We start from the raw sequence: 20,140 nt of genomic DNA, 5'->3' as shown, positions 1-20,140 counted from the left end.
ATCGGGCCGGAGCCAGATCTCGTACCCTTAGAGAACAGAAAGCAGCGCCGGGTTGCCCTGGCCCTTGCTTCACTCTCTCTCGGGAAGTCCTGCGGGGTTGGCCGTTCGTCTCGGCGCCCCGTCGGTGAGCGGTCGTTTAAGGGTAGCCGGCTCGCCTGTCAATCGCTGCACCGCACAGGCGATACCGTCAGGAATGCCGCAGCGTGGAGGGGAGGGGCGCTACGGGCAAAGTCGCGTCGGATCGTGCATAGGAGGCTCCTGCCTCGCACCGACGGGAGCCGCGCGCAGCCAGATGTCTACCGAACCTCTCGATCGCGTCCTTGTCGCCGGCGGCGGCATTGCCGGCTTGGCGGCCCGGCGCGCCCTGCACCGGCGCGGCATCCCGTCTCTCACGCTGGAGCGGCGCGGGGGCCCAGCCGAAGCCGGCCTCGCCATCAACCTGCCGGGCAACGCGGTGCGGGCGCTGGCGCAGCTCGGCCTGCTGGACGATCTCCGGTCGGTCGGCGCGCGTCTGCGCCGGCGCGAGTACCGCACCGAGCGCGACCGGCTGCTCTTCGCCGTGGACGAAGAGGCGTTCTGGGGCGCGGAGATGGGGCCGCACTGCCTGCGCCGCGCCGACCTGCTGCGCCTCCTGCAGCTCGGCCTTGCCCCCGACGACCTGCGCCACGGTGCCGGCATCGTGGCGGGCCGACAGAGCGCACAGCGCGTCGAGGTCGATCTCGAGGACGGCACGACCGAGGCGGGCGGCCTGCTCGTCGGGGCGGACGGCGTGCATTCGCGGGTCAGGCGCCAGCTGTTCGATGATCGCGCGCCGGGCGCGGCGCTGCTGGCGTCGCAGAGCTGGCGCGTCATGGTGCCGAATCCCGGCGTCGAAGCCTGGACGCTGTGGGCCGGCGCCGGCGCGCTGTTCCTGCTCATCCCCGTCGATCACGGCGAGGCCTATGCCTGGATCTCGGCGAGCAACGAGTCCGGTGAGGGACTCGACCCGGCCGGCCTGCGGCGGGCCTTCGCGACCTTTCCACGCCGCGTCCGCGACACACTTGAGGCGGCGCTCGTGCAGCCGGCGGGCCTCCATCACTCCCCGCTGGAGGAGGTCCGCATTCCGGCCTGGACCCGCGACCGCGTCGTGCTCGTCGGCGATGCGGCCCACGCCACCGCCCCGGTCTGGGCGCAAGGCGCGGCTTTGGCGCTCGAGGACGCGCTGGTCCTCGCCGACCGGCTGGCCGGAACGCGCGACTGGAGCACGGTCGGGCCGGATTACGAGCTACTGCGCCGGCCTCGGGTCGCGCATGTCCAGGCCATGACCGACCGCCTGTCGCGCACGGCGAAAATGCCGGGCTGGCTGAGGAATGCGCTGCTCCCCGTGATCGGACCGCGCAGCTACCGCGCCACCTACGCGCCGCTCCGCGTAGCGGCGACGGCCTGACGGGCGGGGTCTCGCGTCACTCCCGCAGGCCGGTCGCCGTCGTCTCGTAGCCGGCCAGCTCCTCGCGCACGACGGCGAGGAAGCCGTCGATGAGCGGGTTGTTGAGGTGGCGGCTCGGGAACAGGGCGTGGCCGTGGAACGGGATCTCGGGCCGGAACGGCCGGAAGGCGATGCCGCTGCGGCGGTAATCGTCGGCCGCGATCGGATTCACGATGCCGATCCCTAGGCCCTGCTCGACGAGGGCGCAGATCGTCGCCCCGAACGGCGTCTCCAGCATCAGCTGGCGACCGATTCCCGCGGCCTCGAAGGCACGGTCGACCCGCGTCCGCGCGCCGTCCTCCAGGGAGAGAGAGATGAAGGCCTCGCCCTCCAGGTCCTCCGGCACGATGACGGCGCGCTCCGCCAGCCGGTGGCCGGGGGGCAGGGCGCACAGGCCCGGGATCGCGTAGAGCGGGCGGGACTCGATGAACGGCGTCTCGACGATGTTGGCCATAAAGCCGATGTCGCAATAGGACGCCGACATCCAGCGCATCACCGTGCCGTCGCTGCCCATCTGCAGGGAGATCGCGACGGTCGGGAACTGCACGCGGAAGCGCCGGATGCAGCGCGGGATGAAGCCGAGCGCCATCACGGGCATCGCGGCGATCCGCAGGCGCCCGCTGCCGAACACCCGGATGTCGCGCGCGGCCTGGGCGAGGTTCTCGAGGCCTAAGAAGCTGCGCTCGACCTCGCGGTAGAAGGACAAGCCCTCGTCGGTCGGGCGCAGGCGCCCGGCCAGGCGCTCGAACAGGGTGAGGCCGGTCGCGGCCTCCAGCTCGGCGATGAGCCGGCTGACGCTCGGCTGCGACGTGCGCAGGGCCTGTGCCGCCGCCGTCATCGATCCGCGCAGCATCACGACGCGAAAGGCCTCAACCTGCCTCAGGTTCATGCATCACCCCATATCACAGCTGAATAGCATGCGCAGAAACCAGCATTTGACCAGATGGCCGGACGCTCGCACACTCCGTCACATGGTCGAGCAACGCGACATACAGAGTCAGTCTCCGAGCGGGTTCGCCTGTCTGCGCTGCGATCTCGCGCTCACTCTCGGAGAATATGACGAGGGGTGCCCGCTTTGCGCGGCCGAGGGTCACGCGGCGAACCTGCGGCTCGTCTTTCGCGGTGCAGCATCGGGCCGGATCGTCCTGCCCTCTACCGACGGCATCTCGCTGGGCGAGGGCGGAACACCGCAGATCGAGGCGCCGGATCTCGCCGCGGAGGCGGGGCTCGGCCGGCTGTCCCTGAAGCTCGAATGGTGCAATCCGACCGGCTCGCACAAGGACCGGATGAGCGTCCCGCTTCTCGCCCAGGCCCGCGCGCTCGGCGCCCCGCTGGTTGTGGCGGCGTCGAGCGGCAATGCCGGCGTGTCGCTCGCGGCATACGCGGCGCGGGCGGGGCTGCCGGCCGAGATCGCCACGACCCCTTCCATGCCGGCCGGGGCGCGCCGGGCGATCCAGGCCTATGGCGCCCGGCTCGTCGAGGTCGCCGACAGCGCAGCGCGCTGGGAGCATGTCGGGCGGCGCGTCGCGGACGGGGCCTTCGCGGCGACGAATTATCGGCGGCCGGCCATCGGCACCAATCCGTTCGGGATCGCCGGCTACAAGGTGCTCGCGGCCGAGATCGCCGCTGCGGGCCTGCCCGATGTCGTCGTGGTGCCGTGCGCCCGGGGCGATCTGCTGTCGGGGCTCCTCCTCGGCTTCCAGGAGCTCGGGCGCGGGATGCCGCGGCTCGTCGCCGTCGAGCCGTTCCCGCGCCTCGCCCGCGTCCTCGCCGGGGCCGATTACCGTGAGTCGTTTCCGGGCAAGACGGCGCAGCTGTCGATCGGCGGCGATACGGTGACCTTCCAGGCGCTCCACGCCCTGCGCGAGAGCGGCGGTATGGCGGTCGTTGCGGATGACGAGGCCGCCCGGGCGGCGCAGTGGCGCCTCGGCCGGGCCGGCCTCCACGCCGAACTGTCCGCCGCCGCGAGCGTCGCGGCCCTGTTCGTGCTTGGCGCCGACGGAGCGCTCGCCGGCCGCCACGCCGTCGCCCTGCTCACCGGCTCGGGCGCCGGCGCGATGGATGACGGCGTCCCGCTGACCCACACACCACCGATCGACCGGAGGGGAACCCGATGACCTTGCTGCGGCACCTCGCGCACACTGCCCTCGTCTCCGCCGCCCTCATGGCCGCGGGCCTCACCGCCGCGGCGGCCCAGGCGCTGCCGCCGCTGCCGAAGGCGATCCAGGCCGCCGGCGTGCTGCGGGCCGGGGTGCGCTGCGACCAGCCGCCCTACGGCTACAAGGACGAGTCGGGGAATTTCTCCGGCATCGAGACCGACATGGCTGTCCAGATCGCCGCCTGGGCTTTCGGTTCGGCCGACAAGATCGAGCTGACCTGCGTCACCGCCGAGAACCGCATCCCGCAGCTCATGGGCAAGAAGGTCGACATCCTGATCGCCACCCTCGGGGTGACGCCGGAGCGGGCCCGGGTGATCGACTTCTCGAAGCCCTATCGCTGGGGCGGCTCGGACATGCTGGTGGCCAAGGACAGCCCGATCAAAAAGCTCGACGACGTCGCCGGCAAGACGGTGGTGATGCTCAAGGGCTCGACCCAGGCGAAGTGGTTCGAGGACAATATGCCGAAGGTCGAGACCCTGCGGCTCAACACGGCGTCCGACGCCCTCCAGGCGCTCAAGCAGGGCCGCGGCGATGCCTATACCCACGATGCCGCGACGCTGGTGGTGGTCGCGGCCAAGGATCCTTCCTTACGCCTCGTCGGCGAGTCCTTCGCGGTCACCGACGCCGCCGCGGGCCTGCGCAAGAACGACCCCGAGTGGATGGCTTATGTCGACGCGGCGCTCGCCCGGATGAAGGCGGAGGGGCTCTACGCCAAGTGGGTCGACAAGTGGGTGCCCGCCGACCTGCGCCCCTTCTACGCCGACGTCTTCACCAAGCCGAAGCCGACGGCGCGCTGAAGCACGGGACGCGCTGAGGCCTTGAGCCGGGCGGCCCGCGGCGGCCGCCACCGACACCGAGGGATGCGGGCATGGATTTCGATCTCGCCTATCTGGCGGCGCAGGGGCCAGCGCTGATGCGCGGCCTGTGGCTCACGGTCCAGGTCAGCCTGCTGTCGATCGTGCTCTCGGTGCTGGTCGGCCTCCTCGGCGCGGCCGTGCGGGTGCTCGAAGTGCCGGTGCTCGACCGGGTCGTGGCGGCCTATGTCGAGTTCATCCGCAACACGCCGATGCTGGCGCAGCTGTTCTTCATCTTCTACGGATTGCCCGGCATCGGGTTGAAACTGTCGCTGTTCTGGTCGGGCGTGCTCTGCCTGACCGTCTGGGCCGGCGCCTACCAGATCGAGAACCTGCGCGGCGGCCTCGCGACCGTGGGCAAGGGCCTGCGCGAGGCCTCTTACGCCCTCGGGCTCACGCCGTGGCGGTTCTTCCACCTCGTCGCGGCGCCGTTGGCGATCCGGGTGGCGCTGCCGGCGATGCTCAACACCGCGATCTCGCTCCTGAAAAATTCCTCCTACCTCCAGGCGATCGGGCTCGCCGAGCTCACCTACGTGGCGATCGACCGGATCTCGATGGACTTTCGCACCCTCGAGATGTTCGCGGCGATCTGCGTGATCTACCTCGCCCTGGTCCTCGTCCTGTCGTTCCTGGCGAGCCGGCTCGAATTCCGGCTCAACGCGCCGTTCCGGCACTGAGGAGATTGTGTCATGGATCTCCTCGTCAAGAACCTGCCCTTCATCCTCCAGGGCCTCGGCATGACGCTGGCGCTCTCGCTCACCACGCTCCTCTTCGTCACCGTTCTGTCCGGGATCCTCGGCACCCTCGCGACTCTGCGCTATCGCTCCCTGCGGATCCTGGTGCGGGTCTGGGTCGAGCTGTTTCGCGACATCCCGCTGATCGTGAACATCTTCCTGGTGTTCTTTGTGGCGCCGCTGGCCGGGCTCGACCTGACCCCGTTCTGGGCGGTGACGGTCGGCCTGTCCCTGTGGGGCAGCGCCAACGGCGCCGAGATCGTGCGCAGCGGCCTCAACGCCGTGCCGCGCCACCAGTGGCAGAGCGCCGCCGCCCTCGGCCTCAAGACATGGGAAGTCTACGGCTTCATCACCGGGCCGCAGGCTTTGCGCGCCATCCTGCCGCCCTTCGTCGGGCTGCTGACGCTCCTGATCCAGGCGACATCCCTCGGCGCCCTCGTCGGCGTCGGCGAGTTCTTCAAGGTCGGACAGATCATCGTCGAGCGCACGACGATGATGGAGGGCTGGAACCCGGCCTTCCTCGTCTACGGCGCCGTGCTCGTCACCTACTTCGTGATCTGCTCCGGCCTGTCCTGGTTCGGCCGCTGGCTGGAGCGGCGCCTCGGCCGGCCCCAGTGCCGTCCCGCTCCCGAGGCGGCGGCCGCCGCCCGCGCACCCGCCCCGCAGCTTCCCTGAACGCCGCAGCGACCGGCCCGTGGCCGGCCGTGGTCCAAAGATCTAACAAAAGGATCTCCGCCATGGAATCGAAGGTCAGCCGCCGGCTCACCGAGCCGGTCGCGCCGGAGGTGTGCGAGCACATCTACGCGCCGCGCCTCGCGCGGGACTTCCAGGCCGTGTTCGCCCACATGACCGACCTCAACCAGGCCCACGTGCTGATGCTCTCGGCCTGCGGCTTGGTCAGTCCGGCGGCGGCGCGCGCCCTGGCGGCGGGCCTGCTGCGGATGGAGGAGGAGGGGCCCGGCGCCGTTCCCCTCGATCCCGAGCGCGAGGATTCGTACTTCAACTACGAGGCGCAGCTGATCCGGCTGATCGGCGCGGATGCCGGCGGGCGGATGCACATCGCCCGCAGCCGCAACGACCTGACCTCGGCCCTCGACCGGATGCGGGCCCGGGACCTCCTGCTCGATGCCGGCCAGGCCCTGCTCTCGGTCGAGGAGCACGCGCTGGACGGCGCCTACCGGTTCCGGGACGTGGTGATGCCCGGCTACACCCATCTCCAGCCGGCCCAGCCCGTCACCTACGGCTTCTACCTCGCCGGGGTGGCGCAGTCGCTCGCCCGCGATTCCGGCCGCCTGTCGGATGCCTGGGCGCGCACCAATGCGAGCCCCCTCGGGGCCGGCGCGCTTGCCGGCACCGCCTTCGCGATCGACCGGGCGATGCTGGCCAACAGCCTCGGCTTCGACGGGCTCGTCGAGAACGCCCTCGACGCCGTCGCGACCCGCGATTTCGGGCTCGAGATCCTGGCCGGCCTGTCGCAGGTGGCGATCGGCTGGAGCCGGGTGGCGCAGGACTATCACGTGCTGGTCTCGCACGAGTTCCAGACGATCGAGTTTCCGGACCGCGTCACCGGCACGTCCAGCATCATGCCGCAGAAGAAGAACCCGGTGGTGCTGGAGCATCTGAAGGGCAAGGCCGGGCAGATGCTCGGCCTCTACGTGGCGGCGGCGAGCGCCGTGAAGGGCACGCACTTCACCAACACCATCGACGGCAACCGCGAGACGATGCGCGGCGTGTGGGAGGCGGGCGAGGAAGCCTTGCGCTGCCTGTCGCTATTCGATCTCGTCATCGCGACAGCGCGCCCGAACGCCGCCCTGATGCGCCGGCGCGTCACCGAGGACTTTTGCGCCGCCACCGACCTCGCCGACCTGATGGTGCGCGAGGCCGGCCTGTCCTTCCGCGAGGCGCACCACGTCGTCGGCGCGGTGGTGCGGGCGGCGATGGATGCGGGCCTCTCGGCCGACGGCATCACGCCCGCGATGGTCGATGCGGCGGCCCTCAGCGAGGCCGGGCGGGCGCTCCACCTCCCGGAGGAGGCGGTGCGGCAAAGCCTCGATCCGGCCCTTAGCGTCGCCGCCCGCACCCTGCCGGGGGGACCGGCGCCGGAGGCGGTGGCCCGCAGCGTCGAGGCGGCGCAAGGCCGGCTCGAGGCGCGCCGCGCCGCCCTCGTCGCGCGGCGCACGCAGCTCCAGACGGCGCGCGACGCGCTCAAGCGGGCGGTGCGGGAGTTCGCCGCATGAGTGCGGAGCCGCTCATTTCCTTACGCGGGCTCACCAAGAACTTCGGGGCGTTCCGGGCCCTGCACGGCATCGACCTCGACATCGCGGCCGGCAGCGTCGTGGTGCTGATCGGCCCGAGCGGGTCGGGCAAGAGCACGCTGATCCGCTGCATCAACGGGCTGGTGCGGCCGGATTCGGGCAGCCTGCGCGTCGCCGGCCGGGCGGTCGATCTGCACGACCAGGGCGCCTGGCAGCGCCTGCGGACCGAGATCGGCATGGTGTTCCAGGATTACGCCCTGTTCCCGCACCTCACGGTGCTGCGCAACATGACGCTGACGCCGATGCGCCGGCTCGGCCTGTCGCGGGCGGAGGCCGAGGCGCAGGCACGCGCGCTGCTGGCCCGGGTCGGCCTCGCTCACAAGGCGGAGGATTACCCGAGCGCGCTCTCGGGCGGGCAGCAGCAGCGGGTCGCGATCGTGCGGGCGCTCGCCATGCGGCCGAAGGCGATCCTGTTCGACGAGCCGACCTCCGCCCTCGATCCGGAGACGATCGTCGACGTGCTCGACGTGATGCGCGGGCTCGCCCGCGACGGCACCACGATGGTGGTCGTCACCCACGAGATGGGTTTCGCCCGCGAGGTCGCCGATCGCGTCGTCTTCATGGCCGAGGGCGCCATCGTCGAGGAGGGACCGCCCGCCGCCCTCTTCGGCGAACCGCGGCACGCTCGCACGAAAAGCTTCCTCTCCTCCCTTCGCCAGACCCCCGAGGCCCTCCATGCCTGATCCGGCCGCCATTCTCGCCGAGGGCTTTACCACCGATCCGTACTGGTGGGACGCTGCCGCCCCGGAAACCGCTCGCGACCCGCTGCCCGACGCGACCGACGTGCTCGTCGTCGGCTCCGGCTATTGCGGCCTCTCGGCGGCGGCGGAGCTCGCCCGCAATGGCGTTGCCGTCACGGTGGTCGATGCGGAGGAATTGGGGGCCGGGGCCTCGACCCGCTCCGGCGGCATGGTGTCGAGCGGGCAGAAGCTGGTGATCGGCGGCGCGATCAAGGGGGTGGATGCCGCCCGCATGGCGCGCCTGCTCGAAGATTCGCTCTCCTCTTATGATCACCTGAAGACGCTGATCCGCGAGGAAGCCCTCGACGCCGATCTCGGCGTGGTCGGCCGCTACTTCGCCGCCTACGTGCCGCGCCACTACGACCGCCTGCGCCGCAACGGCGAACTCCTGGCGCGCCATACCGGCGTCACCGTCCACGAGATCCCCAAAAGCCGCCAGCACGAGGTGACCCGCACCGACTTCTACCACGGCGGCATCGTCATCGACGATTACGGCGGCCTGCATCCGGGCAAGTACCACCGGGCGCTCCGCGCCCTCGCCCGACGCCACGGCGCGACCCTGCGCTCGCACGCGCCCGTGCTGGGGGTCGAGCCGTCGGGCGACGGGTTCTCCACCGTCGAGACCGGGCGCGGCCGGATCCGGGCCCGGCACGTCCTCTACGGCACCAACGGCTACAGCGACCGGGCGAGCCCCTATCTCCGCCAGCGGGTGGTGCCGGTGCGGAGCTACCAGATCGCCACCGCGCCGCTGCCGCGGGCGCTGATGGACGAGATCAATCCGGGCCGGCGGATGATCACCGATTCGCGCCGCGAGCTGATCTACGCCCGGCCCTCGCCGGACGGCACCCGGCTGCTGTTCGGCAGCCGGCCGGGGATGTTCACGGTCCCGGAGCGGGAGGCCGCGCCCAAGTTGCACGCCCTGATGCGGGCGGTCTGGCCGCAGCTCGCAGCGGTGCAGGTAACGCATTGCTGGAGCGGCAAGGTCGGCATGACCGCCGACAAGCTCGCCCATCTCGGCCGCCAGGACGGTGTCGATTTCGCGGTCGGCTGCAACGGCAACGGCGTGGCGCTGATGACCTATCTCGGCCACCAGGCGGCGCTGAAGCTGCTCGGCCGCCAGAACCGCCCGAGCGCCTTCGATGCGCCGTCCTTCCCGCGGGTCCCGGTGCCGTTCTACGACGGCAAGCCGTGGTTCCTGCCGGTGGTGAGCGGGTGGTACCACCTGCGGGATGCGGTGGAGCATCGGTTCGCGGGGCGGTGATGGCGAGTCGAATACTGCTGAATTGATCCGTTCGATCAGTCGCGCGCACAGACTTCCATCTCTCCACGTCATCCCGGGGCTCGACGAAGTCGAGAACCCGGGATCCATAACCGCCGAGGATCACGGAAGAGGCGAATAGCGTTCCGTGTCATCCTGAACCGTCAGCGGTTATGGATCCCGGGTTCCGCTTTCGCGGCCTCGGGATGACGCGGAGGGTGTCGATACCGTCGCATCAGTCCGAAAGGCCAAGAACGGAGTTGGCCACCACCCAACGGGCGCGTCGTCACCCCTCAAATCATCACGGCAGGCGAGGCGCGTTGCCACATAAAAGTAAGGGCAGAGCGAAGCGCTCCGCCCTCCTGACATACTATTTGTCCCAATCTTCAGGCCAACGCGCGGTGTCACGGCCATCAGGTTCTTTCGCGATACCCTTGTACGGCCCCTCTGACTGTTTGACCGCCATCAATTGACCAGTGTTTTCATCACGTTTCTGCCAGAGGCCATCAGGTCGCTGGAATTGTGTGCGGCCCGAGACAGCGCCACGCCTGTAACCTTCACCAGTGTTCCTAGCCATTTTGGCCTCCTGATTTCAACCCTATTTTAGGATCGCCTTTTTCCGTCTGTCGCAGCCGAGAAATAATCTCGGCCGCGACATTTATTGTCAAAAATCGTACCCTAGCCAGCGCACTAACTCATTCTTCTCTTCAGAGAGAAGGTCGGGCGGTTACGAGCACCCGGTCGTCGAGCCGCAGGTGTCGCACTTCAGGCAGGTCCCGTTCCGCACCAGGGTGAAGTTGGCGCATTCCGGGCAGGCCTCGCCGACATAGCCCTTCATCTTCGCCTCGGCCCGGCGGTCCGAGACGGAGCGGCCGGCGGCGGCCGGATCCGGCTTGGCGAAGGGGAGGGATTCCACCAGCGCCTCGACCCGGCCGGCGAGGGTCGGCTCAGTCTTGAGCGCCACCGAACCCCGCACCGCGTGGACGCTGCCGCCGGCCGGCGCCGTCTGGCCCGTGCTCGGCGCCGCGACGCCCGGGGTGGTACCGCCGGGACCGCCATGGATCAGCGTCAGCCGGTCGCCTGAGCCGCGCAGCAGGCCGCGCGACACGACGTTGTTCGCCGGGACCGAGTCCGAGGCCGAGGGCTTTGCCGGGGCGACGCCGCCGGTCGCCGGGGTGCCGATCTCCGAGAGGTCGACATGGGCGAGGTCGGTGCGGCCGAGATACGAGATCGCCAGCTCGCGGAACACGTAGTCGAGGACCGAGGTGGCGTTCTTGATCGCGTCGTTGCCCTGGACGAAGCCGGCCGGCTCGAACCGGGTGAAGGTGAAGGCGTCGACGTACTCCTCCAGCGGCACGCCGTATTGCAGTCCGAGCGAGACCGAGATCGCGAAGTTGTTGATGAAGGCCCGCAGCGCCGAGCCCTCCTTGTTCATGTCGAGGAAGATCTCGCCGAGCCGGCCGTCGTCGTACTCGCCGGTGCGCAGGAAGATGGTGTGGCCGCCGATCTTGGCCTTCTGGGTGTAGCCCTTGCGGCGGCTCGGCAGCTTCTCCTGCGAGCGCAGGCGCTCGACGCGCTCGACGATGCGCTCGACGATTTTTTCCGTCACCGCGACGGTCTTGGCGGCCGCCGGCAGCGCCAGCAGGGCCTCGACCGCATCCTCCTCCTCGTCGGTCTCGTCGCTGATGAGGGCCGAGTTGAGGGGCTGCGACAGCTTCGAGCCGTCGCGGTAGAGGGCGTTCGCCTTCAGCGCCAGGGTCCAGGACAGCCGGTAGGCGTTCTTGCAATCCTCGACCGTGGCGTCGTTCGGCATGTTGATGGTCTTGGAGATCGCCCCCGAGATGAAGGGCTGCGCCGCCGCCATCATGCGGATGTGGCTCTCGACCGAGAGGTAGCGCTTGCCGATCCGGCCGCACGGATTGGCGCAGTCGAAGACCGGGTAGTGTTCCACCTTGAGGTGCGGCGCGCCCTCGAGCGTCATCGCCCCGCAGATATGGACGTTGGCGGCGTCGATGTCCTTGCGGCTGAAGCCGAGGAAGGTCAGCAGGTCGAAGGACGGATCGGCGAGCTTGTCCGCCGGCACGCCGAGCGACTTGGTAAGGAAGTCCTCGCCGAGCGTCCAGCGGTTGAACACGAACTTGATGTCGAAGGCCGACTTGAGGCCCGCCTCCACCGCCGCGATCTTGTCGTCGGTGAAGCCCTTGGCCCGGAGCGAGCCCGGGTTGATCGCCGGCGCCTGGCCGAGCGAGCCGTGGCCGACGGCGTAGGCCTCGATCTCGGCGATCTCGGCCTCGCGGTAGCCGAGCGTGCGCAGGGCGTCCGGCACCGCCCGGTTGATGATCTTGAAGTAGCCGCCGCCGGCGAGCTTCTTGAACTTCACCAGCGCGAAGTCGGGCTCGATGCCGGTGGTGTCGCAATCCATGACGAGGCCGATCGTGCCGGTCGGCGCGATGACGGTGGCCTGGGCATTGCGGTAGCCGTGTTCCTCGCCGAGCTGCAGGGCCCGGTCCCAGGCCGCCTTGGCATGGGCAACCAGCTCGCCCTGCGGGCAGCCGGCATGGTCGAGCGGGACGGGATTGGTGTTGAGGAACTCGTAGCCCTCGGCGTCGCCGTGGGCGGCCCGGCGATGGTTGCGGATCACCCGCAGCATCGCATCGGCATTCTCCTCGTAGGCCGGGAAGGGCCCGAGCTCCTTCGCCATCTCGGCCGAGGTGGCGTAGGACACGCCCGTCATGATCGCCGTGAGTGCCCCGGCGAGAGCCCGGCCCTCACGGGAATCGTAGGGCAAGCCCATGGTCATCAAGAGGCCGCCGATATTGGCGTAGCCGAGGCCCAGCGTCCGGTACTTGTAGGAGAGGTCGGCGATCTCGCGGCTCGGGAACTGCGCCATCAGCACCGAGATCTCGAGGACCACGGTCCAGAGCCGGCACAGGTGCTCGTAGCCCTCGACGTCGAAGCGCTTGGCCCCGCGGTCGTAGAGCGCCAGCAGGTTCGCCGAGGCGAGGTTGCAGGCGGTGTCGTCGAGGAACATGTACTCGGAGCACGGGTTCGAGGCCCGGATCCGCCCGCCCGCCGGGCAGGTGTGCCAGTCGTTCATCGTGGTGTTGAAGTGCAGGCCCGGATCGGCCGAGGCCCAGGCGGCCTCCGCGATCTTGTCCCACAGCTCCGCCGCCTTGACGGTCTTCGCCACCTTGTCGGTCGTGCGCTGGGTCAGCGTCCAGTCCGCGTCCGCATCGACCGCGCGCAGGAAGTCGTCGGTCAGCGAGACCGAGTTGTTCGAGTTCTGGCCGGCGACGGTGAGGTAGGCCTCGGAATCCCAGTCGGTGTCGTAGATCGGGAAGGAGATGTCGGTGTAGCCCTGGCGGGCGTACTGGATCACCCGCTTGATCGCGGCGTCCGGCACCATCGCCTTGCGGGCGGCCTTGACCTCGCGCTTCAGCGCCGGGTTGCGCTCGGGATCGAAGCAGGCATCGCCCGCGGCCTCGCAGTTGATGCAGGCCTTCATCACCGCCTTGAGGTGCTTCGACACCACCTTGGAGCCGGTGACGAGGGCGGCGACCTTCTGCTCCTCCTTGACCTTCCAGTCGATGAAGGCCTCGACGTCCGGGTGGTCGATGTCGACGATCACCATCTTGGCGGCGCGGCGCGTCGTGCCGCCCGACTTGATCGCGCCGGCGGCCCGGTCGCCGATCTTGAGGAAGCTCATCAGGCCCGAGGACTTGCCGCCGCCGGCGAGCTTCTCGTTCTCGCCGCGCAACCGCGAGAAGTTCGAGCCGGTGCCCGAGCCGTACTTGAACAGGCGGGCTTCCCGCACCCACAGGTCCATGATGCCGCCCTCGTTGACGAGGTCGTCGGCGACGGACTGGATGAAGCAGGCGTGGGGCTGCGGGTGCTCGTAGGCGGTGGCCGACTGGGTCAGCTCGCCGGTCCTGTAGTCGACGTAGAAGTGGCCCTGCGCCGGGCCGTCAATGCCGTAGGCCCAGTGCAGGCCGGTGTTGAACCATTGCGGCGAGTTCGGCGCCACCATCTGGCGGGCGAGCATGGCGCGCAGTTCGTCGTGGAACGCGGCCGCGTCCTCCTCGCTCGAGAAGTAGCCGCCCTTCCAGCCCCAATAGGTCCAGCAGCCGGCGAGGCGGTCGAAGACCTGCGTCGCCGAGGTCTCGGAGCCGGTCCGCTCACCCTCGGGGAGGCTGGCCAAAGCCGCCTCGTCCGGCACCGAGCGCCAGAGGAAGGAGGGGACGCCGTTCTCCTCTACCTTCTTCAGCGCCGCCGGGACGCCGGCCTTGCGAAAATACTTCTGGGCCAGCACGTCGCAGGCGACCTGGCTCCAGGCCTCCGGCACGTCGATGCCGTCGAGGCGGAACACCACCGAGCCGTCCGGATTGCGGATCTCGCTCACGGCCTTGCGGAACGGGATGCTGGCGTAGGGCGATTGCCCTGCGGTGGTGATGCGACGCTCGAACCGCATGGGATACTCTCCGGTCACGAACAGCCGGGGACCGCCCGCGTGGCAGGGGTCCGCCGGTTACAAGGAAGGGCGGGGACGCTCGGGTTGAGGTGGACGAGCCGTCAGCCCCTCGGGGCCGCCCGTCCTGTCAGCCTGGAAACTACCGACCATGGCAGCCCCACGTCAATAACTAGTGTCGACGGACTCCGTTCCTCCCTAGATGTAGTGGTGGAGGGCGGAATCCTGTGGATGGCGGCGAACCTGCGGTTAAGCTCGCGTCCGGCTTGGCGGAATCGGCTTGAGACCGGTGCCGGTTCACAGCCGGCGCAGCATCCGACCACCGATTTGTTCACAGGTCGTTGCGAATCGGGACTCCGCGCCGGAGCTGGGAGCGCCCCGCGCACAGGAATCGTGCTGCGGCGCGGGACGCGCTGGACATCCGGGGGGCACCTCACCATAGTCCCGCGCGACGCAAGGGGGCCTGCCCCCATTCCCGAGGGCACTGGCCCTAGAGACGGTCGCGATGGCGCTGAAAGACACCCTGCTTCGGATCTTCACCTGGTGGAGCGGCTCGACCGTCAGCCTGGAATTCTACACCAAGCGCCGCGGCAGCTTCGTGGGCGAGGACGAGCTCGGCAACCGCTACTACCGGGCGCAAGGCCCGCTGATCGACGCCTCGGTCGGCTCGGAGCGGCGCTGGGTGATCTATAACGGCTACGCCGACGCCTCGAAGGTGCCGCCCGGCTGGCGCGGCTGGCTCTGCCACGCCACCGACGTCCCGCCCTCGGAGGAGACCTACGTCCCGCGCGAGTGGCAGAAGCCGCACGAGGAGAACCTCACCGGCACGGTGGCGGCCTACCGGCCGCGGGGCTCGCAGCTCTCCTACGGCCAGCGGCCGGCGGCGACCGGCGACTACGTGCCGTGGGTCCCGGGCGAGTAACTCGCCCTTTTTCCACCATCCTCCTTGTGTCTATCGCGGGTGGGCCGACGGGGCCCGCGCGCCCGGTTGCCTCGGGCGCGAGAGGCCGGGTATGGCCTGCCGAACTTACGAAGCCGGGAGCGACTGGGTTTTGAGCCGCATGACCGCACGCCGCGCCGCGGGCGCCCTCCTGCTCCTCGGCGGTGCCGTGCTGGGCGCCGTGGCGCCGGCCGAGGCCGACAAGATCCGCAACCCGACCGCGGTGTTCTCCGGCCTCGACAAGATCACCGGCCGCATCGTCTCCTTCGAGGTGGCGGTGGACGAGACGGTGCAGTTCGGCGCGCTCCAGCTCACCCCGCGGGTCTGCTACACCCGCCCCCCGACCGAGAGCGCCAAGACCACCGCCTTCCTGGAGGTCGACGAGGTCACCCTCGAGAACAAGTACCGCCGGATCTTCACCGGCTGGATGTTCGCCTCGAGCCCGGGCCTGCACGCGATCGAGCATCCGATCTACGACGTGTGGCTGGTCGACTGCAAAGGCGGCACCGACATCGTGGCCGAGCCGAAGGAGCAGGAGGACGCGCCGGTCGCCGCCGCGAAGCCCGAGGGCCGCAAGCGTCGCGACCAGGCCCGCGGCGATGAGGCGCCCCGCTCGCGCCAGGTGAACCGCCAGGGCCAGGTCGACGTTGAGCCGTTGCGCGGCACGCCAGTGCAGCCGCGCCAGTCGCCCTCCCGCAAGTTCTTCCCGACCAATGACGGCCCGATGCCGGCCGGCGCCGATCCGATGAACCCGAACCCGCGCTGAGGCGCGGTTGATCGGGGCGACCCCTGCCGGACGGAATCCGACACCCGCGCAGCCTGTCGGGATGATCGTGCTCTCATCCGGGGTGACCGCCTGCCTCATGAGCACCCTTAGCCGGCGGCGCATCTTTGAGCGCCAGCCCGTGACCGATTTCAAGTCTTTCTGCTGCGGCTCTCGGCGTCCTGCTGTACGCTGAGGCAGGGACGCCCGCGCGAGACGGGCGCCCGGAGGATGCGGCCCTAAGGGAGACGACCATGCGCGACATCGCACGGGCGCAGGACGCGCTGCTGCCCGACGCCGAGACCACTGCCTGGTGGGCGGCGATGCCCCTCGACCTCTGGGGCGTGGTACTGGCGGTGATCGCCGCGGGCGGGCTGAAGCTCGCCGGCATTCTTCCTTAATCGTCCTGCCCCAAGCCCTCCACGCCGCCGTCGCACTCTCGCCCCAGCCTCGGACCAGATTTCCCTGCAAGAGTTTCGCAAGGAACAGCCGGCACGATCCGTGCGTGGCTCGACCGCGACTCAAGGTTCGCGTGCAGGAGGACGGTTCCATGCTGATGGCTTTCGTCGGACGCCTCACCCAGCGTTGGCGGGATCTCATCGCCGAGGTCATGGATCCCTACCGCCCCGAATTGCACTACATGCGCGGCCCCGGCCCGCGCTGGCGCGAGCGGCATCCGGAGGGCTGAGGCGACCAGCTTCGGCTTGCGCGCCGGCGCCGACCGGGTCCAACTCGCGGACCCGTTCCCCGACCGGAGTCCGCCCCGTGAGCGCCGCGCAAGACCCCGCCCAGAAATTCGATCGTTCCCGCGCCGGGGAATACGAGCAGCAGAGCCGCATCGCGCTCGCCGGCTACGAGGCCTGCCATGAGCTCGCCGCCTGCATGCTGGCCGCAGCCCTTGGATCGGGCCGCGACGCGCGGGTGCTGGTGGCGGGCGCCGGCGGCGGCGCGACGGAGATCGTCACCGCGGCGGCGCTCGAGCCGCGCTGGCGCTTCACCGCGGTCGATCCGTCCGAGCCGATGCTGGCGCTCGCGGTCGCCCGGCTGGCGGAGAGGGGGCTGATCGAGCGCACGGAGGTTGTGCGCGGCACCGTGGCCGACCTGCCGGAGGAGGAGGCCTTCGACGCCGCGACCCTGATCGGCGTCCTCCACCACTTGGCCGGCGACGCGGCGAAGCGGGCGATCCTCGGCGACATCGCCCGGCGCCTGGCGCCGGGTGCACCGCTGATCCTCGCCGGCAACCATTACGCTTACGCGAGTCAGCCGCTGCTGCTGGCCGCCTGGGCCGAGCGCTGGCGCCAGCAGGGCGCCGGAGTCGACGAGGTCGCGGCGAAGCGCGCGAAGATCCTGCAGGGGGCGGACCCGCCGCATTCGGAGCAGGCGGTGGCCGACCTGCTGCGCGAGAGCGGCTTCGGCCCGCCGTTGCGCTTCTTCTCCAGCCTGTTCTGGGGCGCCTGGATCGCCCGGCGGGCTCCGGACGCTCGTTGAGAGCCGGACCGCCCGGTGCCCGGGCGGTCCGGTCCGGGTCAGGCGACCGGAACCGTCTCGGCGAGCGTCGCCGGCCGGTCGGAGAGCCGGCTCGCCACCACGAGCCCGATCAGCGCCGAGGCCGCGATGATGAGGCCCGGCGCCGCCACCCAGCCGGTGGCACCGATGAGCGCGTTGGCGACGAGCGGCCCGAGGCCGCTCAAGAGCGTGAAGCCGATATTGAGCGCGAGCGCGACGCCGCTGAACCGCACCCGGGTCGGGAACAGCCCGGCGAGCAGGAAGGCGAAGCTGCCATTGGCCCCGGCCACCGCCATGGTGAGGAGCGGCAGCACCACGAACAGGTTCGCCCCGCCCCGCGCCAGCACCTGGTAGGCCGGGATCACCCCAATCAGGACGATCAGCGCGGAGGCCTGCATCAGGCGGCGCGGCGGCACCCGGTCGGCGAAGAACGAGGCGAAGAGCAGCGATGCCGACATGGCGAAGAGCGCGACGTTCATCGCCAGCGCCACCTCGCGCGGCGGATATTTCAGCACCTGGATCAGGTAGGCCGGCATGTGGGCGAACAGGATGCCGTTGAAGCCCGCGGTCAGCGCCACGACGCCGATGCCGAGAAGCACCGCGCCGCGATGATCACGCAGCACCTCGCCGATCGGCCGGCGGGCGGCGCGGTGCTGGAGGCGCAGGAATTCGGGCGTCTCTTCCAGCGAGCGACGCAGCACGAAGCTGACGAGCCCGACGATGCCGCCGAACAGGAAGGCGATGCGCCAGCCATACTCCGCCATCGCGGCCGGCGGCAGCCAGGATTGCAGGGCGAGGTTGACGAGGGCCGCGAGCAGCACGCCGCCATTGACGAGGCAGAAGACGATGCCGCAGGCCAGCCCCGGCCGGCGCGAGGCGGTCTCGACCACGAAGGTGATGGCGCCGGGCAATTCGCCGCCGATGCACAGCCCCTGCACGAAGCGGAGCGTCACGAGGAGCAGCGTCGCCCCCACGCCCCAGGTGGCGTAAGCCGGAACGAGGCCCATGCCGAGCGTGCAGGCCGACATGGTGAAGACGGTGACCACGAACACGGTCTTGCGGCCGTAGCGGTCGCCGAAATGGCTCAGCACCAGCCCGCCGAGGGGCCGGGCGAGGTAGCCGACCGCGAACACCGCCAGCGACAGGGTCAGGGCCACGACCGGATCGCTCGCCGGGAAGAACGCGGCGGCGATGTCCTTCGCAAAGATCCCGTAGACGATGAAGTCGTAGTATTCGAGACCGCCGCCGAGGCTCGCGAGCAGCGTCATCTTCCATTGGCGGCGGGTGAGATCGCTCCCGCTGCTCACGTCAGGTGTCATCGTGGTGTCCTCCGGAGCGTTCTTGTCCTTGTGCCCCGGAGGCCCCTTACTGCGGTTCCGTCCGCCCCGCCATATCGCGCCGGCTACATCACCGCGCCGATCTGCCAGGGCACGAACTCGGCATCGCCGTAGCCGAACCCTTCCGACTTGGTGCGCTCGCCCGAGGCGACGCGCAGGATCGTCTCGAAGATCTGGCGGCCCTTCTCCTCGATCGAGGTGCCGTCGAGCACGTCGCCGCAATCGATGTCCATGTCGTCCTGCATCCGCCGGTACATCTCGCTGTTGGTGGCGAGCTTGATCGACGGGGTCGGCTTGCAACCGTAGGCCGAGCCGCGGCCGGTGGTGAAGCAGAGCACGTTGGCCCCGCCCGCAACCTGGCCGGTCGCCGCCACCGGATCGAAGCCGGGGGTGTCCATGTAGACGAAGCCCTTGGCGGTCACCGGCTCGGCGTAGCGGTAGACGCCGGTGAGCGTCGTCGAGCCGCCCTTGGCGGTGGCGCCGAGGGACTTCTCCAGGATGGTGGTGAGACCGCCAGCCTTGTTGCCGGGGGAGGGGTTGTTGTTCATCTCGCCGCCGTTGCGGGCGGTGTAGGCCTCCCACCAGTGGATCATCTCGACGAGCTTATGGCCGATCTCCGGCGTCGCGGCCCGCGCCGTCAGCAGGTGCTCGGCGCCGTAGATCTCCGGCGTCTCGGACAGGATCGCGGTGCCGCCCTCGGCCACCAGCCGGTCGACCGCCGCACCCAGCGCCGGGTTGGCGGTGATGCCCGAATAGCCGTCCGATCCGCCGCATTGCAGCGCCAGCATCAGCTCGGAGGCCGGCACGGTCTCGCGCTTCGCCTTCGCGACGGCGGGCAGCATCTCGCGGAGCGCCGCGACGCCGGCCTCAATGGTGCGGCGCGTGCCGCCGGTATCCTGGATGGTGAAGCTGCGGAAGGTCTCGCTCTCCTCGATGCCGTAGGCGCGCTTCCAGCGGTCGATCTGCAGGCCCTCGCAGCCGAGGCCCACCATGATCACGCCGCCCATGTTCGGGTTGGCGGCGTAACCCCACAGCGTGCGCTTGAGGATGTCGGCGCCCTCGCCCTGGATGTCGTAGCCGCAGCCGGTGCCGTGGGTCAGCGGAATGATGCCGTCGATGCCCGGAAACTCGTCGAGGAGGCCGGAGCGGCGGGCTTCCTCGGCGATGAAGCGCGCCACCGTGGCCGAGCAGTTCACCGAGGTCAGAACGCCGACATAGTTGCGGGTGCCGACCCGGCCGTCGGCCCGGCGGTAGCCCTCGAAGGTGGCGCGCTGGGCGTCGGGCACCATCGCGACGGGCCGGGCCTCCTCGCAGAAGCGGTAGTCGCGGGCGAAGTCGCCCTTGTCTTCCCCTAAGCCCACATTGTGCTCGTGCACCCACTCGCCCGGCGCGATGGCGCGGCTGGCGAAGCCGATGATCTGGCCGAACTTGCGGATCGGCCCGCCCTCGGGAATCGTCACGACCGCGAATTTGTGGCCCCGCGGCACGCGCGCCGAGGCGGTCACGCCCTCGACGGTGGCGCCGGGCACGATCGGGTCCACCGCCACCACGACGTTGTCCTCGTGGCTGAGGCGCACGATGCGGGGGTTGGTGGGGTGGAGGGG

Annotated in this window: 17 protein-coding genes; 13 read left to right on the top strand and 4 right to left on the bottom strand. The window is 70.0% G+C overall.

What is annotated here, in order from left to right:
• Positions 1-292 precede the first annotated feature (292 nt).
• A complete protein-coding gene (locus ABZT49_RS32035; protein ID WP_355292376.1) occupies positions 293-1,426 on the top strand; it encodes an FAD-dependent monooxygenase in 1,134 nt (377 codons plus the stop codon).
• Positions 1,427-1,442: 16 nt separating this feature from the next.
• Here ABZT49_RS32035 and ABZT49_RS32030 read toward each other — a convergent pair whose 3' ends face one another.
• Positions 1,443-2,354, bottom strand: coding sequence for a LysR substrate-binding domain-containing protein (locus tag ABZT49_RS32030; RefSeq protein WP_355292375.1), 912 nt, complete (start codon positions 2,352-2,354; stop codon positions 1,443-1,445).
• Positions 2,355-2,436: 82 nt separating this feature from the next.
• Here ABZT49_RS32030 and ABZT49_RS32025 point away from each other — a divergent pair, with 82 nt between their 5' ends.
• From ABZT49_RS32025 to ABZT49_RS31995, 7 genes are all read left to right on the top strand, one after another.
• Positions 2,437-3,582, top strand: coding sequence for a pyridoxal-phosphate dependent enzyme (locus tag ABZT49_RS32025; RefSeq protein WP_355292373.1), 1,146 nt, complete (start codon positions 2,437-2,439; stop codon positions 3,580-3,582).
• Complete coding sequence (locus tag ABZT49_RS32020) at positions 3,579-4,421, top strand: transporter substrate-binding domain-containing protein (protein WP_355292371.1); 843 nt, start codon at positions 3,579-3,581, stop codon at positions 4,419-4,421. Before ABZT49_RS32025 ends, ABZT49_RS32020 begins: the two co-directional genes overlap by 4 nt.
• Positions 4,422-4,492: 71 nt before the next feature.
• Positions 4,493-5,155 carry an amino acid ABC transporter permease gene (locus tag ABZT49_RS32015; protein ID WP_355292369.1) on the top strand — a complete coding sequence of 221 codons (663 nt, stop codon included), beginning with the start codon at positions 4,493-4,495 and terminating at the stop codon, positions 5,153-5,155.
• A 12-nt stretch (positions 5,156-5,167) separates the two neighbouring features.
• Positions 5,168-5,887, top strand: a complete 720-nt coding sequence (locus ABZT49_RS32010; RefSeq protein ID WP_355292367.1) for an amino acid ABC transporter permease — start codon at positions 5,168-5,170, stop codon at positions 5,885-5,887.
• A 62-nt stretch (positions 5,888-5,949) separates the two neighbouring features.
• A complete protein-coding gene (gene argH, locus ABZT49_RS32005; RefSeq protein WP_355292365.1) occupies positions 5,950-7,449 on the top strand; it encodes an argininosuccinate lyase in 1,500 nt (499 codons plus the stop codon).
• On the top strand, positions 7,446-8,210 hold the full coding sequence (locus ABZT49_RS32000) for an amino acid ABC transporter ATP-binding protein (RefSeq protein ID WP_355292363.1): 765 nt from the start codon (positions 7,446-7,448) through the stop codon (positions 8,208-8,210). The genes argH and ABZT49_RS32000 overlap by 4 nt, the downstream gene beginning before the upstream one ends.
• On the top strand, positions 8,203-9,528 hold the full coding sequence (locus ABZT49_RS31995) for an FAD-binding oxidoreductase (RefSeq protein WP_355292361.1): 1,326 nt from the start codon (positions 8,203-8,205) through the stop codon (positions 9,526-9,528). Before ABZT49_RS32000 ends, ABZT49_RS31995 begins: the two co-directional genes overlap by 8 nt.
• A gap of 724 nt (positions 9,529-10,252) precedes the next feature.
• On the opposite strand, the gene ABZT49_RS31990 is transcribed toward ABZT49_RS31995, so the two are convergent.
• Positions 10,253-13,993, bottom strand: a complete 3,741-nt coding sequence (locus ABZT49_RS31990; protein WP_355292359.1) for a vitamin B12-dependent ribonucleotide reductase — start codon at positions 13,991-13,993, stop codon at positions 10,253-10,255.
• Positions 13,994-14,495: 502 nt separating this feature from the next.
• Between ABZT49_RS31990 and ABZT49_RS31985 the strand changes: the two genes are divergently transcribed.
• The 5 genes from ABZT49_RS31985 to ABZT49_RS31965 all read left to right on the top strand — a co-directional run bounded on the left by ABZT49_RS31985 (position 14,496) and on the right by ABZT49_RS31965 (position 17,181).
• Positions 14,496-14,912 carry an NADH:ubiquinone oxidoreductase subunit NDUFA12 gene (locus tag ABZT49_RS31985; protein WP_082742672.1) on the top strand — a complete coding sequence of 139 codons (417 nt, stop codon included), beginning with the start codon at positions 14,496-14,498 and terminating at the stop codon, positions 14,910-14,912.
• A 130-nt stretch (positions 14,913-15,042) separates the two neighbouring features.
• Positions 15,043-15,696: a DUF2155 domain-containing protein gene (locus ABZT49_RS31980; protein ID WP_355292357.1), complete on the top strand. Its 654-nt coding sequence runs from the start codon at positions 15,043-15,045 to the stop codon at positions 15,694-15,696.
• Between the two features lie 251 nt (positions 15,697-15,947).
• Positions 15,948-16,094 (top strand): hypothetical protein, encoded by a 147-nt coding sequence (locus tag ABZT49_RS31975; RefSeq protein WP_355292355.1) that lies wholly within the window; start codon positions 15,948-15,950, stop codon positions 16,092-16,094.
• Between the two features lie 149 nt (positions 16,095-16,243).
• Positions 16,244-16,381, top strand: coding sequence for a hypothetical protein (locus ABZT49_RS31970; RefSeq protein WP_204165492.1), 138 nt, complete (start codon positions 16,244-16,246; stop codon positions 16,379-16,381).
• A 77-nt stretch (positions 16,382-16,458) separates the two neighbouring features.
• On the top strand, positions 16,459-17,181 hold the full coding sequence (locus ABZT49_RS31965) for a class I SAM-dependent methyltransferase (protein ID WP_355292354.1): 723 nt from the start codon (positions 16,459-16,461) through the stop codon (positions 17,179-17,181).
• 38 nt (positions 17,182-17,219) lie between these two features.
• On the opposite strand, the gene ABZT49_RS31960 is transcribed toward ABZT49_RS31965, so the two are convergent.
• Both ABZT49_RS31960 and ABZT49_RS31955 read right to left on the bottom strand, forming a co-directional pair.
• On the bottom strand, positions 17,220-18,518 hold the full coding sequence (locus ABZT49_RS31960; RefSeq protein WP_355292352.1) for an MFS transporter: 1,299 nt from the start codon (positions 18,516-18,518) through the stop codon (positions 17,220-17,222).
• Between the two features lie 83 nt (positions 18,519-18,601).
• Positions 18,602-20,140 (bottom strand): altronate dehydratase family protein (locus ABZT49_RS31955; protein WP_355292350.1); only part of this gene is annotated, 1,539 nt, incomplete at its 5' end.

The sequence above is a fragment of the Methylobacterium sp. EM32 genome (genome assembly GCF_040593685.1).
Lineage (GTDB): Bacteria > Pseudomonadota > Alphaproteobacteria > Rhizobiales > Beijerinckiaceae > Methylobacterium.
This window is presented reverse-complemented; position numbering and strand designations above follow the sequence as displayed.

What these genes read in the sequence shown, in the direction of transcription:
- ABZT49_RS32020 (WP_355292371.1), top strand. Translation starts at nt 3,579, where the DNA reads ATGACCTTGCTGCGGCACCTCGCGCACACTGCCCTCGTCTCCGCCGCC.
- ABZT49_RS32010 (WP_355292367.1), top strand. Translation starts at nt 5,168, where the DNA reads ATGGATCTCCTCGTCAAGAACCTGCCCTTCATCCTCCAGGGCCTCGGC.
- argH (WP_355292365.1), top strand. Translation starts at nt 5,950, where the DNA reads ATGGAATCGAAGGTCAGCCGCCGGCTCACCGAGCCGGTCGCGCCGGAG.
- ABZT49_RS31960 (WP_355292352.1), bottom strand. Translation starts at nt 18,518, where the DNA reads ATGACACCTGACGTGAGCAGCGGGAGCGATCTCACCCGCCGCCAATGG.
- ABZT49_RS32015 (WP_355292369.1), top strand. Translation starts at nt 4,493, where the DNA reads ATGGATTTCGATCTCGCCTATCTGGCGGCGCAGGGGCCAGCGCTGATG.
- ABZT49_RS31975 (WP_355292355.1), top strand. Translation starts at nt 15,948, where the DNA reads ATGCGCGACATCGCACGGGCGCAGGACGCGCTGCTGCCCGACGCCGAG.
- ABZT49_RS31970 (WP_204165492.1), top strand. Translation starts at nt 16,244, where the DNA reads ATGCTGATGGCTTTCGTCGGACGCCTCACCCAGCGTTGGCGGGATCTC.
- ABZT49_RS31990 (WP_355292359.1), bottom strand. Translation starts at nt 13,993, where the DNA reads ATGCGGTTCGAGCGTCGCATCACCACCGCAGGGCAATCGCCCTACGCC.
- ABZT49_RS31995 (WP_355292361.1), top strand. Translation starts at nt 8,203, where the DNA reads ATGCCTGATCCGGCCGCCATTCTCGCCGAGGGCTTTACCACCGATCCG.
- ABZT49_RS32000 (WP_355292363.1), top strand. Translation starts at nt 7,446, where the DNA reads ATGAGTGCGGAGCCGCTCATTTCCTTACGCGGGCTCACCAAGAACTTC.
- ABZT49_RS32030 (WP_355292375.1), bottom strand. Translation starts at nt 2,354, where the DNA reads ATGAACCTGAGGCAGGTTGAGGCCTTTCGCGTCGTGATGCTGCGCGGA.
- ABZT49_RS32025 (WP_355292373.1), top strand. Translation starts at nt 2,437, where the DNA reads ATGGTCGAGCAACGCGACATACAGAGTCAGTCTCCGAGCGGGTTCGCC.
- ABZT49_RS31985 (WP_082742672.1), top strand. Translation starts at nt 14,496, where the DNA reads ATGGCGCTGAAAGACACCCTGCTTCGGATCTTCACCTGGTGGAGCGGC.
- ABZT49_RS32035 (WP_355292376.1), top strand. Translation starts at nt 293, where the DNA reads ATGTCTACCGAACCTCTCGATCGCGTCCTTGTCGCCGGCGGCGGCATT.